Below are 13,306 nucleotides of genomic sequence, written 5' to 3'. Positions count from 1 at the left end.
AACATCGAACGGGACACGACCACCGGTGACGCAAGGGGGCACATGATGTTGCGCTGGCTGTCCGGGGACGGGTCCTGCAAGAACGGGACCTGCCCGACCCTGTGGGGTACCGAGAACGGCGACTACGTAGTGCAGGGGTACATGATCACCGCCCCCGAGAGGCTGGCGGAGCTGAACCTGCCTGCTGGCGAGTCGGCGGTCGTGGTGCCGTCCGAGGTGCTGGAGAGCTACTTCCGCTCACGCTTGGAGGCGTACGTCAGTGCTCAAGGATGAGGACTTCGGCCGACTCTTCGAGACGTTCGAGCAGACGGCGTTCCGACTCGAAACGCTGGCCGTGTACGACGTGGAGGACGAGCAGGAGGAGTTCGCCGACTTCCTCGCCGGCAAACCGCTGCCGCCGGAGAGCGCAGACAACCCATGGGTCCGTTCCATGACGGACCTTGGCAAGCAGGTCACGCGGGTCCACGTGCTCAGCTCACCGCTCTCCGACTACCTGCGGTACGAACTGGCTTGGTACCCCGGCAACATCGCGGCCGGAGAGTCCATCGGCATCATCGACACGACACGGCAGAACGTCACAGGACTGCCGGATCACGACTTCTGGTTGTTCGATGACGCCAAGGTCTACCGGATGCACTACACAGAAGCCGGACAGTTCATCGGCGGTGAACTGCTGCCGGACTACCGGCTGAACGAGTACCGCCAGTATCGGGATATCGCCCTGGCTCACGCCATGTCGTTCGCGGAGTACTCGGCCGGTTGAGCGAGCGTCAGCACCACGGACTGGGCACCGCCCTGCGGGCGCTTCGGATCGCCTCGGACAAGACTGCCGAGACCGTCGCCCGTAGGGCTTCCATGTCTGCGGGCAAGCTGTCGAAGATCGAGAACGGTCACGTCCTGCCGACAGTGCGAGACGTGGAGTTGATCCTGTCGGCCCTTGGCGTCTCCGAGGCCGCCAAGGCTGAGTTCCTGGAGCAAGCGCGGGCAGCAGTCACCGAGGCCACGGCATGGCGTGAGCTGCGCCGTATGGGCCACTGGAAGCATCAGCAAGCCATCCGGGCCATCGAATCCCAGACGGCCCTTCTCAGGCTGTTTCAGGGACAGCTGATCCCCGGCCTACTCCAGAGCGCCGAGTACGTCGCAGCCATCTTCGCTCTCAGCCCAGAGCTGTCCGAGGAGTCGAGGGCCAAGACGATTGCCGCGCGACTTGAGCGGCAGGCTGCGCTGTACGACCTTGACCGGTCGTTCCATTTCCTGGTCTGTGAGCACGTGCTGCGGTGGCGCATCGGGCAACCGGCACTGATGGCCACTCAGATGGACAGGCTTGTCTCTCTGTCCCGACTTCCCAACGTCACCATCGGAGTTGTGCCACTCGACCGCAGGATGCCGGACTTTCCGATGACCTGCTTCAGCGCACACGATGACCGGCTGGTGATCGTGGAGACGTTCCACTCAGAGGTAACCACCCGAGATCCGAGGGACATCGAGGTCTATCTTTCGACGTTCGCGAAGTTCGACGCCGTGGCCATCCACGGGAATGAGATGCGAGCCATGGTCGAGAGCACCCGGGAGGAGTACTTGCGAGAACAGGAAAGCTCCTAGGAACCGGTCCGGCCCCAGCCCTAGTTTGGTCGCTCAACCACCGACCGGCGAGGGGGCGTTTGTGAACCTGCTGACCAGGGCGACGGCCGGAGCCGTCACCGTGTCGATTGAGAGAGCGTGACGCACCGGCGACGTCCCGTGGACCGCTCAGACTCCAGACCGCGCGGTACGGCAGACCTGCAGTCAGATCGGCCCCACCTTGGGCCCGGACATTCACGCACCATCCGACAGGAAGGCAACGACGTGAAGACCATGAACGAACTCCCGGAGAAGGTCCGGGACTTGATCGGCTCCGGCCTCGGAGCCCAGCTCGTCGAGGACGTGCGGAAGGGGTGGCCCGACCTCACCGACGACTTGGGAGAGCGCGGCGTGAACCAGATGGTGGCCTTCCTGGTCACCAGCACCCGCACCTCGGAGGTGCTGACGCCGCCCCTGCGGGTCGATGAGTTCTGGCACCGGTTCATCCTCCGCACGCAGCCGTACGCGGAGTTCTGCGCCGCGCTCCGGGTCGGGTTCATCCACCACGTGCCCGACGAGGCCGGAACGGTCGACCCCGCCAAGGGCCGTGCCGCCATGGCGCAGACTGTGGCCGCGATCGAGTCGGCCGGGTTCCAGACCGACCCGGAGTTCTGGCCCGGCATGGGTGCGGCCGACTGCAACCAGTGCCACGCCGGATGCACCGACGGCCCCGTGGGTGGGTAGAGAGCCCTGAGCAGCAGCCCGGCCTCTGCGTCGGGCCGCTGCGCTCCTCTCTTGGACAAGGACGGAAGACAGTGCCGGACAGTCGCAGTGCCGCATGGGACGCGTACTCAGAGAGCAAGCCGCAGCGGCGGCTGACGAATGCCAAGGGTGAGAGCACGTGGTTCAACTGGACTCAGCACCCGGACTACGGACCCGGCGCGGAGCTGCTGGCTATCAGCACTGGTGACACCGTGCTCGAACTCGGTTGCGGTTCGGGCGGGAACCTCGCCCACCTGGCCACGCTCGGCATGAGGGCAGTCGGTGTGGACCTCTCGGTTGCTCAGCTCACCAAGGCCCGTGGTCGCTGGCAGGACGTGGCGGGGATGGAACTGCACCAGGGCGATGCCCTGGCCTTCCTGACAGAGACGGCCGGGATGTTCGATGCCGTGTATTCGGTGTTCGGGGCGGCGTACTTCACCGACCCGGATCTGATGTTGCCCGCCGTCCTCGCTCGGCTTACTTCGGGCGGGGTGTTCGCCATGTCGCAGCATCCGGCCGTGGAAGGCTGCTATGGCTGCCAGGCGTCGTTCATCCCGCGTGGTTCTGACGAGGACCCTGCGGTGGTCAAGAGGTGGGACTACCCGCCGGAGACGTGGACGGCGATGCTCACCGGCTACGGCTTCGAGGACGTGGCAGCCACCGTTCTCCCCGCCCCGCCTCAAGGGAAGCGCCGGATCGGTACTTTACTCGTGACCGGCAAGCGCCAGCCGTCGGGTCTGTACAGCTAAAGCCTCTAGCTGTACAGACCCGAAGCGGAGCAAGCTCACCCGCATCTGCGGTACGAGCTGCTGGACTCGGCGAGATCCGTCCGGGAGCGAATCGAAGGCCTCTCGAGCGGCCGCACCACTGGCCGCGCCTTCAGGACTGTGGCAACCGGGTGGGGTCGCCGTGGTCGGCGAGACGGGTGCTGCGGACCGTCCGGGGTGGGCAGCCGCAGTCGTCAAGAACATGTGACAGACAGGCAGTTGAGGCCGCTCCTCGTCCGGCTCTCGACGCCCGGCGCGACCTCGTCACCGGTGCCACCGGAACTGGATCTCTCGTCAGACGCGTCCCTCTCTGCGGCACCGTCTCCTGGTGTCGCTGCCGTCGAGAGGAACTGCCCGCCGTGACCGAACTCGGACCCGTCGTCTGGCCACCTGCCCCGATCAGGACCGAGCGGCTCGTGCTCCGCGAGCCCGAGGCTCGGGACCGAGCGGCCTGCATCGACCTGTTCGCCTCGCCGGAGGTGCACGCCTATCTGGGCGGCCCTCGGGCGCGGGATGAGCTCGAACGCGCGTTGCCTGAGACACCCGAGAAGCGCCCCGGCCTGTTCGTGATCGAGCTCGACGGGGCGATGATCGGCACCATCGAGCTCAACCATCGCGACCCGGAGCGTCGGGGTCAGGTCGATCCGGAGGCTGGGAAGGCCGAGCTCGGCTACCTCTTCCTGCCGCAGGCATGGGGACGCGGGTACGCCGCCGAGGCGTGCGCGGCGGCGCTCGACTGGTTCGCCGAGGCGCTTCCCGGCGAGCCGGTGGTGCTTTACACCCAGACCGCCAACGACCGCTCGATGCGACTCGCGGCGAAGCTGGGGTTCACCGAAGTGAAGCTGTTCGAGAAGTGGGGCGCCGAGCAGTGGATGGGTGTGCGGTCCTCGGCCACGCCGTCCCGTTGAGCTCGAGCTCGACAGCGCGGACCCGCAGGGCCACCGAAAAGCCCCCCGACCAGCAAGAATGCTGATCAGGGGGCTTTCCCTGGCCAAGCGACGGACGAGCTCGGCCTGTACGCCGGGTTCTGTCTCCCGGGGTGCTTGCGCGGCCCGGGGAGGCGGCCATCCATCTAGGGCTGCCGTTGCCGACAGCCTCGTGCGGTCTACCCGCGGACTCGGGCGAGCAGCCCTCATGCATCCGCGCACGGCGCCCGAAGGCGCCGATCTTGACCTTGCTCCAGGTGGGGTTTACCAAGCCGGCCGAGTCACCTCGGTCGCTGGTGGTCTCTTACACCACCGTTTCACCCTTACCTCCGGCCGAGGCCGGAGGCGGTCTGTTCTCTGTGGCACTGTCCCGCGGGTCACCCCGGGTGGGCGTTACCCACCACCCTGCTCTGTGGAGCCCGGACGTTCCTCGGCGAGCCCCCGAAAGGACCCGACGCGGCCGCCCGGCCGGCTCGTCCGCCGTACTGGTCATCGTAGCCGGTCGGGGACCGCGCTCGGGACAGGCTCAGTACGTCCACGCGCCGTCGGGTGCACCGGTGCTCCCCTCCGGGCGCCGACCGCCCGGCGGCGCACCCTCGCTAGCGTGGGCACCCTGCCGAGCCAGCCCGTCACCGTACTGCCACGGACGGAGCGTCATGACCAGATCCGGACAGGCCCCCGACATACTCTCGCCCGACTTCGCTCGGGACCCGTACGCCACCTATCGCGTCCTGCGCGACGACTACCCGCTGCTCTGGCACGAGGGCACCGGGAGCTATCTGCTCTCCCGCCACCAGGACGTCCAACGAGCCGTCCGCGAACCGGTGTTCAGCAGTGACAACTACATCTGGCAGGCCGAGCCGGTGCACGGCCGGACGATCCTCCAGATGAGCGGCCGCGAGCACGCGGTGCACCGCGCGCTGGTGGTGCCCGCCTTCCGGGGCAACTCGCTGCGGGACAGGTTCATGCCGATGATCGAGCGGAACGCCCGCGAACTGGTCGACGGGTTCCGCCAGGCCGGTTCGGCCGATCTGGTGCACGACTTCGCCACCCACTTCCCGGTGAACGTCATCGTGGAGATGCTCGGCCTGGACAAGCAGGAGCACGACCGCTTCCACGCCTGGTACAGCACCTTCGTCGCCTTCGCCGCCAATCTGAGCCAGGACCCGGAGGTGGCCGCCGCCGGGCTGCGGGCGCACGACGAGCTCGCCGCCTACCTGATCCCGATCATCCAGGAGCGCCGGGCCCACCCCGGCGACGACCTGCTGTCCACGCTCTGCGAGGCGGAGGTCGACGGCACCCGGATGACCGACGAGGAAGTCAAGGCGTTCTGCAGTCTGCTGCTGACCGCCGGCGGCGAGACCACCGACAAGGCGATCGGCGGCATGTTCCGCAACCTGCTGGCCCACCCGGAGCAGTTCGCCGCAGTCGGGGCGGACCGTGACCTGATCCCGATGGCCCTCGCGGAGACGCTGCGGTTCACCCCGCCGGTCCACATGATCATGCGGACCCCGACCGAGGACGTGGCCATCGCGGGCGGGACCATCCCGGCGGGCAGTGTGGTGACCGCGCTGCTCGCCTCCGCCAACCGGGACGACCGGCGGTTCGCCGACCCCGACACCTTCGACGTGTTCCGGACCGACCTCTCGGCGACCACCGCCTTCTCGGCCGCCGCCGACCACCTCTCCTTCGCGCTCGGCCGGCACTTCTGCGTCGGGGCACTGCTGGCCAGGGCCGAGGTGGAGGTGGGCGCCAACCTGCTGCTTGACGCCCTGCCCGACCTCGAACTGCGGGACGTCGAACTCCCGCCCGAGCAGGGCGTGTTCACCCGGGGCCCGGCCGCCCTGCCGGTGCACTTCACGCCGACGGCACCGTAGTCCTGCCGGTGCGCTTCACCCCGACCGCACCGTAGTCCTGCCGGTGCGCTTCACCCCGACCGCACCGTAGTCCTGCCGCCCCCCCCACCCGGGTGGCGGTGCCGACCGCCCACGGGGTGGTGGTGACCCAGCCGAGCAGCAGGATGGTCAGGCCGAGGCCTGTGACGATCCACCAGCCCGCGTGGCTGGCGGCCGGGAGGCCGACGGTGGCGGTGACGGCGCTGGTCACCACGGTGCCGATCACCGCGACGCCGAGCGACTGCCCGATCTGACGGCTGGTCGAGGCGACGGCGGCGGCCACCCCGGCCTGGGCGAGCGGCATGCCGGAGACGGCGGCGTTCGTGATCGGGGCGTTGACCAGGCCGAAGCCGAGACCGAACAGCGCGTACGCGGTGAGCAGCAGACCGGCGGACGAGTCGGCTTCGAGCCGGGTGAGCAGCAGCCCGCTGGCGGCCAGCGCCGCGCCCGCGCCGAGCAGCGGGTACCGGGGCCCGTACCGCCCGACGATCCGGCCGGAGAACGGGGCGGCGACCAGGGTCAGTCCGGCCATCGGGAGGGTCCAGAGCCCGGCCTCGACCGGGCTGTAGCCACGGACGTTCTGCAGGTAGAGGGTGTTGACGAAGAGGAAGCCGCCGAGCGCGGCGAACGCGCAGACCGCCGTGACGGTGGCGCCGGTGAACGGGGCGCTGCGGAAGAACCGCAGGTCGATCAGCGGCTCGGGCACCCGCCGCTCCCACCAGGGCAGTGCGAGCAGGGCGACGAGGGCGACGGCCGCCAGGGTGAGGATCAGCGGCGAGGTCCAGCCCTGCCCCGGGCCCTCGATGATCACGGCAGTGCCGGCACCGAGCAGCAGCACCATCAGCAGCTGCCCGATCGGGTCCAGCCGCCGGGGCTTCGGCGCCCGGGACTCGGGGACGTGACGGAAGGTCAGCAGACAGGCGATCAGGCCGATCGGGACGTTGATCAGGAAGATCGACTGCCAGCCCGCGCTGTCCACCAGGAAGCCGCCGATCAGCGGGCCGAGCGCCATGCTGATGCCGACCACTCCGCCCCAGACGCCGATCGCCTGGGCCCGTTCGCGCGGGTCGGTGAAGGTGTTGGTGATGATCGACATGGCCACCGGGTTGAGCATCGAGCCGCCCACCGCCTGGACCGCGCGGAATGCCACCAGCCACCCCAGCGAGGGCGCCAGGCTGCACAGCAGCGAGCCGAGCACGAAGACCAGCAGCCCGGCCCGGAACACCCGGCGCCGCCCGATCCGGTCGGCGACCGAGCCGGAGAGCATCAGCAGCGAGGCGAGCACCAGGGTGTAGGCGTCGATGATCCACTGGAGACCGGAGGCGGACGCGTCGAACTCGCTCTGGATGGCGGGCAGCGCGATGTTCACCACCGTGTTGTCCAGCCCGACGATGAACAGGCTCAGGCAGCAGATGCCCAGCACCAGCAACCGCCCCCGGCGGTCCAGCTCCCCCTGAGTGCCCATCAGGCGAGGGCGAAGCGGACGGTCCGGGTGCCCGGATCGGCGAGGGTGAGTCTGACCTTGATCCGCTCGCCGAGCGGCAGCGGGGCGCCCCCGTCCGCCTCGCACCTGGCGACCACGGCCGGCTCCCTGAGCTGGACGGTGCCGGCGGCGGGCCGCCGTTCGTCGACGTCGATCACCACCGCGTCGAACCGTTCGCCCTCCCGGCCGCGCAGCAGCTCGGCCTCGACCAGGTCGACGCAGGCCCGTTCCACCTCGTGGGCCCGGCGGTCGCCGGTCGCCATCAGGGCCGGGACGCCGAGCAGTTGCTCGCTCACCCAGTGCGGGATGTCGGTGCCGCCCGCGATCGCCACGCAGATCTCCTGCGCGTACCGGTCGGCCAGCCGGCGCAGCGGCGCGGTGCAGTGCGCGTACGGGGCCGCCAGCGCGGCGTGCCCCGGGTCGGCCGGCGGCGCGACCCCCTGGGCGGTGTCGAACGCGTGGTACCCGGCGCCGCGCAGCAGCCCGGCGCACTCCTTCAGGAAGGCGGCGTGGTTGGAGCGGCCCGGGTCGAGCGAGCGGATCAGCTCGGGGTACGGGGTGCCCTGCGGCCAGTCCACCTCCAGCGCCATCGCGCTGCGCCGGAGGCGGTCGTACGCCGCCGAGGGGGCGGCGGGCAGGGTGCGCAGCAGGCCGACCCCGGCGTCCAGCATCAGCTCGGCGGCGGCCATGCCGGTGAGCAGCGAGATCTGGGCGTTCCAGCCGTCGGCGGGGCGCGGTGCCCGGTACGCCAGCCGGTAGCCGCCGTCCGCCGGTTCCACCTCCTGCTCGGGGATCGGCAGGCTGACGCCCCCTCGGTCCGCCTCCCTGGCCTCCCGCAGTCGGCCGATCTCGGCCAGCAGCCGGAGCTGTTCGTCGGCCCCGCCGGAGTCGATCGCGCCCTGCACGCCCTCGTAGTCGAGCCTGCGGCGGGACCGGACCAGCGCCCGGCGGACGTCGGCCAGCAGGACCGAACCGTCGGCGTCCAGGTCGAGCTGCCAGAGCAGCGAGGGGCGCAGCTCACCGGGCAGCAGGCTGGCGGCGGCCTCGGAGAGCCGGGGCGGGTGCAGCGGGATCCGGGTGTCGGGGAAGTAGAGGGTCTGCACCCGGCGCCGGGCCTCGGTGTCGATCGCCCCGTCCGGCTGGACGAAGGCGGCCACGTCGGCGATCGCGTAGTGCACCCGGTAGCCGCTCCCCCGGCGGCTGAGGCTCATCGCCTGGTCCAGGTCCGTCGAACCTGGCGGGTCCAGGGTGAACAGGGCCAGGTCGGTGGCGTCGAACTCCGGCAGTCTCGGCACCCCGGCCGTCCGCTCCGCCTCGGCCGAGACCTCGGCGGGCCAGTCGGTCCGAAGCCCGAGCCCCTCCCGCAACTCCACCAGCTCGCGGTTGATCCGAGCGGTGTCGGCGGCCCTGATCCTCAGCTGTTGACGCGGCATGCTGGCAGCGTACGGCCGCCGGGAGCTGACGGCCCGTCGGACCGGGCGGCACGTACAGTGGGAGCGTTCGTTGCCACAGAGTGTTGAAGTTGAAGGGGTGTCGTCGTGCTGGTGCTGTTGCCGCCGTCGGAGGGGAAGGCTGCTGCGGAGGCCGGGGAGCCGCTGGCGCTGGAGGAGCTGTCGCTGCCGGGGCTGACGGCGGGGCGGCGGGCGGTGTTCGAGGCGCTGGTCGGGCTCTGTGCCGGGGACGCGGAGACGGCGCGCGGGGTGCTCGGGCTGAGCGAGGGGCTGCGCGGCGAGGTGGCGAAGAACGCCGGGCTGCGGACGGCCGGGGCGCTGCCTGCGGGCGAGGTGTACACCGGGGTGCTGTTCGACGCGCTCGGGCTGGCGAAGCTGGACGAGGCCGCGTACGCGCTGGCCGAACGCTCGCTGCTGGTCTTCTCCGGGCTGTGGGGGGCGGTGCGGGTCGGTGACCGGATCCCGCCGTACCGGTGCTCGATGGGCGTGAAACTTCCTCCGCTCGGGGCGCTCGGGGCGTACTGGCGGCGCGAGATGGCCGAGGTGCTGCCGGCGGTGGCGGGCCGAGGGCTGGTGCTGGACCTGCGGAGTGCCGCGTACGCGGCGGCCTGGAAGCCGGCCGGCGAGACCGCGGCCCGGACCGCGACCGTGCGGGTGCTCCAGGAGCGCGAGGTGGACGGCGAGCTGAAGCGCTCGGTGGTGAGCCACTTCAACAAGGCGACCAAGGGCCGACTGGTCCGCGACCTGCTGAACGCCGGTCTCGAGCCCGGCTCGCCGGGCGAGCTGGTGGATGCGCTGGCCGGGCTCGGCTACCGGGTCGAGGTCTCCGCCGAGGGGTCCGCGCGCAAGGCGTGGCAGCTCGACGTGGTGGTAACCGAGATCCACTGAAGTCCGCAGGTCGGAATACCCGCACCGGGCCGGGGCGGTGCTGGGATGATCATCCGATGGATGAGCAGAGCAGGACCGAACCGTCCCGGGTGGCCGACGAGCGCGCCTCGCTGACCGAGTTCCTGGACTACCAGCGGCAGACCCTGATGATGAAGTGCGCGGGTCTGACACCCGATCAGCTGCGCACCCGGGCCGTGCCGCCGTCGGCGATGTCGCTGCTCGGGCTGGTCAGGCACCTGGCCGACGTGGAGCGCAGCTGGTTCCTCAACGTGGTCGCCGACCAGGGCGTACGGAGTTACTGGGGGCGCCTGCCGGACGGCTCGCACGCCGAGTTCGAGGTGGCGGAGGCCGACCCGGAGCGGGCCTTCGCGGTCTGGCGGGAGGTCTGCGAGCAGGCCCGCGCGGTGGTGGCCGGGGTCGGGTCGCTGGACACCGCGACGTACGCCGAGGATGGGCAGCCGTACTCGCTGCGCTACGTGCTCACCCACATGATCGAGGAGTACGCCCGGCACAACGGCCACGCCGACCTGCTCCGGGAGCTGATCGACGGCAGCACCGGGGAGTAGCGGCTCCCGGGGAGCGTGCTACCCGGGAGGGCGTCAGCGCAGGTGCGAGGTGTCGTTCAGCAGCCGGAGCGAGGCGTTGCCGTCCGCGTAGTACTGCACCGCGCAGAACGAGGCCGCCGAGAGCTCCATCCGGTAGAGCGAGTCCGGCGGGGCCCCGAGGGCGAGCCGGACCAGGGTCTTGATCGGGCTGACGTGCGAGACCACCAGGACCGTCTTGCCCGAGTGCCTGGCCAGGATCTTGTCCCGGGCCACCCCCGCCCGGTGGGTGAGGGTGGTGAAGCTCTCGGTGCTGCCGGTCGGCTTGGCCTTGGCCGAGCCGAGCCAGGCCGCCAGGTCGTCGGGGTGGCGCTCCTGCACCTCGGCGAAGGTCAGCCCCTCCCAGTCGCCGAAGTCCAGCTCGCGCAGGCCCTCCTCGAACCGGACCTCCAGGCCGAGCCGGACGGCGACCGCTTCGGCGGTCTGCCGGGTGCGCTGCATCGGCGAACTGACGATGGCTTGGACGGTGCCCCGGGCGGCCAGTGACTCGGCGGCCCGGGCGGCCTGCCAGAGGCCCTTCTCGGAGAGCGCAGGGTCGGAGCCGCCGCTGCCGGAGAAACGCTTCTCCGGGGTGAGGTGGGTCTCGCCGTGCCGGAGCAGCACGAAGGTGGTCGGCGTACCGAGGTCGGCCGGGCCCGCCCAGCCCGCCTTCGGTGCGGCGGGTGCGGGCAGCGGCTCGTCCACCGGGGCGACCGGACGGACCTTGGGCTCCCACTGGCGGCCGGCCTTGCCCGCGTCCATCGCCTCGTTGGCCAGCCGGTCCGCGTCCTTGTTCTGCTCGCGCGGGATCCAGCTGTACTTCACCTGGGAGCGCGGCAGCACGGTGGCCGCCTCGGCGGCCAGCGGCTGCATGTCGGGGTGCTTGATCTTCCAGCGCCCCGACATCTGCTCGACCACCAGCTTGGAGTCCATCCGGACGTCCACCCGGGCGTCGGGGTCCAGTCCGTGCGCCGCCCGCAGGCCCGCGATCAGGCCCTTGTACTCGGCCACGTTGTTGGTCGCGCGCCCGATGAACTCGGCCGCCTCGGCGATGATCTGGCCGGTGTCCCCGTCCCGGACCACCGCGCCGTAGCCGGCCGGGCCCGGGTTGCCCCGGGAGCCCCCGTCCGCCTCGACGATGAACCTCCGCCCGGCCATCGGATCAGACGCCCGACTCGGCGGTACGCACCAGGATCCGGCCGCAGTTCTCGCAGCGGACCACGGCGTCCTTGGCCTCGGCCTTGATGCTGTTCAGGTCGGCGGCGGCGAACTCGACCCGGCAGCCCTCGCAGCGGCGCTGGAACAGCCGGGCCGCGCCGACGCCGCCCTGCTGCTCGCGCAGCCGGGTGTAGAGCTTGATCAGGTCGGCCGGCAGCACGGTGGCGACGGCCTCGCGGTCCCGCTTGACCTTCTCCGCGTCGGCGTCGATCTCGGCGAAGGAGGCGTCCCGGCGCTCCTCGGCCTCCTTGAGCACCACGGTGGAGTGATCGAGACGGGCCGACAGTTCGGTCACCCGGGTCTGCGCGGACTCGAGCCGCTCCATGACCTCCAGGACGACGTCCTCCAGGTCGGACTGACGCTTCGCCAGCGAGCCGACCTCGTGCTGGAGGTTCTCCAGGTCACGCGGCGAGCCGACGGCGCCGGAGTCCAGCCGCTGCTGGTTGCGGGCGGTCCTGGCACGGACCTGCTCGACGTCGCCCTCGGCCTTGGTCAGCTCGCGCTCGGTGTCGCCGAGCTGGGCCTGGGCGGCGATCACCAGGTCCTTGAGGGCGGTGTGGTCGGCGGTGGCCTTGTCGATCTCGGCGTGCTCGGGCAGGCTGCGGCGCCGGTGGGCCAGCTGGTCGAGGCGGGAGTCGAGGGCCTGGAGGTCGAGCAGGCGGATCTGGTCGGCGGGCGCGGCGTTCAAGGCGGGGGCTCCTGTTTTTTTGTCTGTCAGCAAGTCGGTCGGCGGTGGCTTCTGGCGAAGCTAGGGGTTCATCGGGGCGTGCGCGGTCCACGGGTCGGTGACCCGGTGCGAGACCTTGGTCTCCAGCTGCCAGCCGTGCGCGGCGGCCGCCTCGGTCAGGCCGCGCTCGGCCAGCCGCAGCCAGGGCCACTCGGTGGCCCAGTGCGCGGCGTCCAGCAGCGCGACCGTTCCGGCCTCGGTGGCCTCCGAGGCCGGGTGGTGCCGCAGGTCGGCGGTGACGTAGGCGTCCACCCCGGCGGCCCGGACCTCGGCGAGGAAGCTGTCGCCCGAGCCGCCGCAGACCGCGACCCGGGTGATCACCCGGTCGCCGTCCCCGGCCACCCGGACCCCGGTGGCCGTGGCGGGCAGCCCGGCGGCCACCCGGGCGGCGAAGGCGGTGAGGGTGAGCGGCGGTTCGAGCAGGCCGATCCGGCCGGTGCCCCGGCGGCCCGCCGGGTCGGTCGGGTCGGCGATCAGCGGCCCGAGCACCCGCAGGCCGACGGCCTCGGCGAGGGCGTCGGAGACGCCCGGGTCGGCATGGTCGGCGTTGGTGTGCGCGACGTGCAGCCCGATCCCGGCCCGGATCAGCTCGTGCACCACCCGGCCCTTGAAGCCGGTGGCCGCGACGCTGGTGACCCCGCGCAGATAGAGGGGGTGGTGGGTGACCACCAGGTCCGCACCCCACTCGACGGCCTCGTCCACCACGGTCTGCACCGGGTCGACGGCGAACAGCACCCGGCCGACCTCGGCCTCGGGATCGCCGCACACCAGGCCCACGGCATCCCAGGACTCGGCCCACCTCGGTGGGTACAGCTCTTCGAGCGCGTTGATGACGTCGGACAGTTTCGGCACCTGTCGAGACTACCGCGCGCGGGCGGCTCCCCCGGCCCCGGGCGCTGCGGGCCAACCGTGGGAGCGGGGCCGGGCCGACCGTACTGCTGCCCGTCAACCGGCGTGCGGAGGCAGTGCGAGGTGAACGGGAGCGGAACGAGCCGCCCTCGGCGGGCGGGTGCTGGTCACATCGCCCCGGTCGCCCGCATTCGAAAAC

General features: G+C 71.1%; 14 protein-coding genes and 1 other RNA gene. 9 read left to right on the top strand and 6 right to left on the bottom strand.

Going from position 1 to position 13,306, the window contains the following annotated elements; genetic code table 11:
- The first annotated feature begins 42 nt into the window (after nt 1–42).
- The 6 genes from ACXJMZ_RS08785 (at nt 43) to ACXJMZ_RS08760 (ending at nt 3,997) form a co-directional block, all read left to right on the top strand.
- Nucleotides 43–273, top strand: a complete 231-nt coding sequence (locus tag ACXJMZ_RS08785; RefSeq protein ID WP_457029407.1) for a hypothetical protein — start codon at nt 43–45, stop codon at nt 271–273.
- On the top strand, nt 260–763 hold the full coding sequence (locus ACXJMZ_RS08780; protein WP_457029406.1) for a DUF6879 family protein: 504 nt from the start codon (nt 260–262) through the stop codon (nt 761–763). The genes ACXJMZ_RS08785 and ACXJMZ_RS08780 overlap by 14 nt, the downstream gene beginning before the upstream one ends.
- Nucleotides 760–1,602 carry a helix-turn-helix domain-containing protein gene (locus tag ACXJMZ_RS08775; protein WP_457029405.1) on the top strand — a complete coding sequence of 281 codons (843 nt, stop codon included), beginning with the start codon at nt 760–762 and terminating at the stop codon, nt 1,600–1,602. Before ACXJMZ_RS08780 ends, ACXJMZ_RS08775 begins: the two co-directional genes overlap by 4 nt.
- Before the next feature lie 252 nt (nt 1,603–1,854).
- A complete protein-coding gene (locus tag ACXJMZ_RS08770; RefSeq protein WP_457029521.1) occupies nt 1,855–2,304 on the top strand; it encodes a glycine-rich domain-containing protein in 450 nt (149 codons plus the stop codon).
- A gap of 71 nt (nt 2,305–2,375) precedes the next feature.
- Nucleotides 2,376–3,071 carry a class I SAM-dependent methyltransferase gene (locus tag ACXJMZ_RS08765; RefSeq protein WP_457029404.1) on the top strand — a complete coding sequence of 232 codons (696 nt, stop codon included), beginning with the start codon at nt 2,376–2,378 and terminating at the stop codon, nt 3,069–3,071.
- 377 nt (nt 3,072–3,448) lie between these two features.
- Entirely contained in the window at nt 3,449–3,997 is a 549-nt protein-coding gene (locus tag ACXJMZ_RS08760; protein ID WP_457029403.1) for a GNAT family N-acetyltransferase, read from the top strand.
- Between the two features lie 91 nt (nt 3,998–4,088).
- Here ACXJMZ_RS08760 and rnpB read toward each other — a convergent pair.
- An RNA gene (gene rnpB, locus ACXJMZ_RS08755) (RNase P RNA component class A) lies at nt 4,089–4,491 on the bottom strand.
- A 180-nt stretch (nt 4,492–4,671) separates the two neighbouring features.
- On the opposite strand from rnpB, the gene ACXJMZ_RS08750 reads away from it, so the two are divergent.
- The gene (locus tag ACXJMZ_RS08750) at nt 4,672–5,892 is read left to right on the top strand and encodes a cytochrome P450 (RefSeq protein WP_457029402.1); all 1,221 of its coding nucleotides are present in this window, start codon (nt 4,672–4,674) and stop codon (nt 5,890–5,892) included.
- Here ACXJMZ_RS08750 and ACXJMZ_RS08745 read toward each other — a convergent pair.
- On the bottom strand, nt 5,873–7,375 hold the full coding sequence (locus ACXJMZ_RS08745) for an MFS transporter (protein WP_457029401.1): 1,503 nt from the start codon (nt 7,373–7,375) through the stop codon (nt 5,873–5,875). The genes ACXJMZ_RS08750 and ACXJMZ_RS08745 overlap by 20 nt on opposite strands.
- Nucleotides 7,375–8,826: an RNB domain-containing ribonuclease gene (locus tag ACXJMZ_RS08740; protein ID WP_457029400.1), complete on the bottom strand. Its 1,452-nt coding sequence runs from the start codon at nt 8,824–8,826 to the stop codon at nt 7,375–7,377. The genes ACXJMZ_RS08745 and ACXJMZ_RS08740 overlap by 1 nt, the downstream gene beginning before the upstream one ends.
- Before the next feature lie 105 nt (nt 8,827–8,931).
- On the opposite strand from ACXJMZ_RS08740, the gene yaaA reads away from it, so the two are divergent.
- Together yaaA and ACXJMZ_RS08730 are read left to right on the top strand one after the other, a co-directional pair.
- Nucleotides 8,932–9,732 (top strand): peroxide stress protein YaaA, encoded by an 801-nt coding sequence (gene yaaA / locus ACXJMZ_RS08735; protein ID WP_457029399.1) that lies wholly within the window; start codon nt 8,932–8,934, stop codon nt 9,730–9,732.
- A 56-nt stretch (nt 9,733–9,788) separates the two neighbouring features.
- Nucleotides 9,789–10,298: a DinB family protein gene (locus tag ACXJMZ_RS08730; protein ID WP_457029398.1), complete on the top strand. Its 510-nt coding sequence runs from the start codon at nt 9,789–9,791 to the stop codon at nt 10,296–10,298.
- Nucleotides 10,299–10,331: 33 nt separating this feature from the next.
- On the opposite strand, the gene ACXJMZ_RS08725 is transcribed toward ACXJMZ_RS08730, so the two are convergent.
- Genes ACXJMZ_RS08725 through ACXJMZ_RS08715 form a run of 3 tightly spaced genes read right to left on the bottom strand, consistent with a single transcriptional unit; the run spans nt 10,332 to nt 13,110 of the window.
- Nucleotides 10,332–11,471, bottom strand: a complete 1,140-nt coding sequence (locus ACXJMZ_RS08725) for a bifunctional RNase H/acid phosphatase (protein WP_457029397.1) — start codon at nt 11,469–11,471, stop codon at nt 10,332–10,334.
- A gap of 4 nt (nt 11,472–11,475) precedes the next feature.
- Nucleotides 11,476–12,219, bottom strand: a complete 744-nt coding sequence (locus tag ACXJMZ_RS08720; RefSeq protein ID WP_457029396.1) for a zinc ribbon domain-containing protein — start codon at nt 12,217–12,219, stop codon at nt 11,476–11,478.
- A gap of 60 nt (nt 12,220–12,279) precedes the next feature.
- On the bottom strand, nt 12,280–13,110 hold the full coding sequence (locus ACXJMZ_RS08715; RefSeq protein ID WP_457029395.1) for a Nif3-like dinuclear metal center hexameric protein: 831 nt from the start codon (nt 13,108–13,110) through the stop codon (nt 12,280–12,282).
- Nucleotides 13,111–13,306 lie beyond the last annotated feature (196 nt).

Source organism: Kitasatospora sp. P5_F3 (assembly GCF_054049135.1).
Note: the sequence above shows the minus strand (reverse complement) of the source record. Positions and strands in the feature narration are given on the sequence as shown.

What these genes read in the sequence shown, in the direction of transcription:
- ACXJMZ_RS08785 (WP_457029407.1), top strand. Translation starts at nt 43, where the DNA reads ATGATGTTGCGCTGGCTGTCCGGGGACGGGTCCTGCAAGAACGGGACC.
- ACXJMZ_RS08745 (WP_457029401.1), bottom strand. Translation starts at nt 7,375, where the DNA reads ATGGGCACTCAGGGGGAGCTGGACCGCCGGGGGCGGTTGCTGGTGCTG.
- ACXJMZ_RS08740 (WP_457029400.1), bottom strand. Translation starts at nt 8,826, where the DNA reads ATGCCGCGTCAACAGCTGAGGATCAGGGCCGCCGACACCGCTCGGATC.
- ACXJMZ_RS08750 (WP_457029402.1), top strand. Translation starts at nt 4,672, where the DNA reads ATGACCAGATCCGGACAGGCCCCCGACATACTCTCGCCCGACTTCGCT.
- ACXJMZ_RS08730 (WP_457029398.1), top strand. Translation starts at nt 9,789, where the DNA reads ATGGATGAGCAGAGCAGGACCGAACCGTCCCGGGTGGCCGACGAGCGC.
- ACXJMZ_RS08725 (WP_457029397.1), bottom strand. Translation starts at nt 11,471, where the DNA reads ATGGCCGGGCGGAGGTTCATCGTCGAGGCGGACGGGGGCTCCCGGGGC.
- ACXJMZ_RS08770 (WP_457029521.1), top strand. Translation starts at nt 1,855, where the DNA reads ATGAACGAACTCCCGGAGAAGGTCCGGGACTTGATCGGCTCCGGCCTC.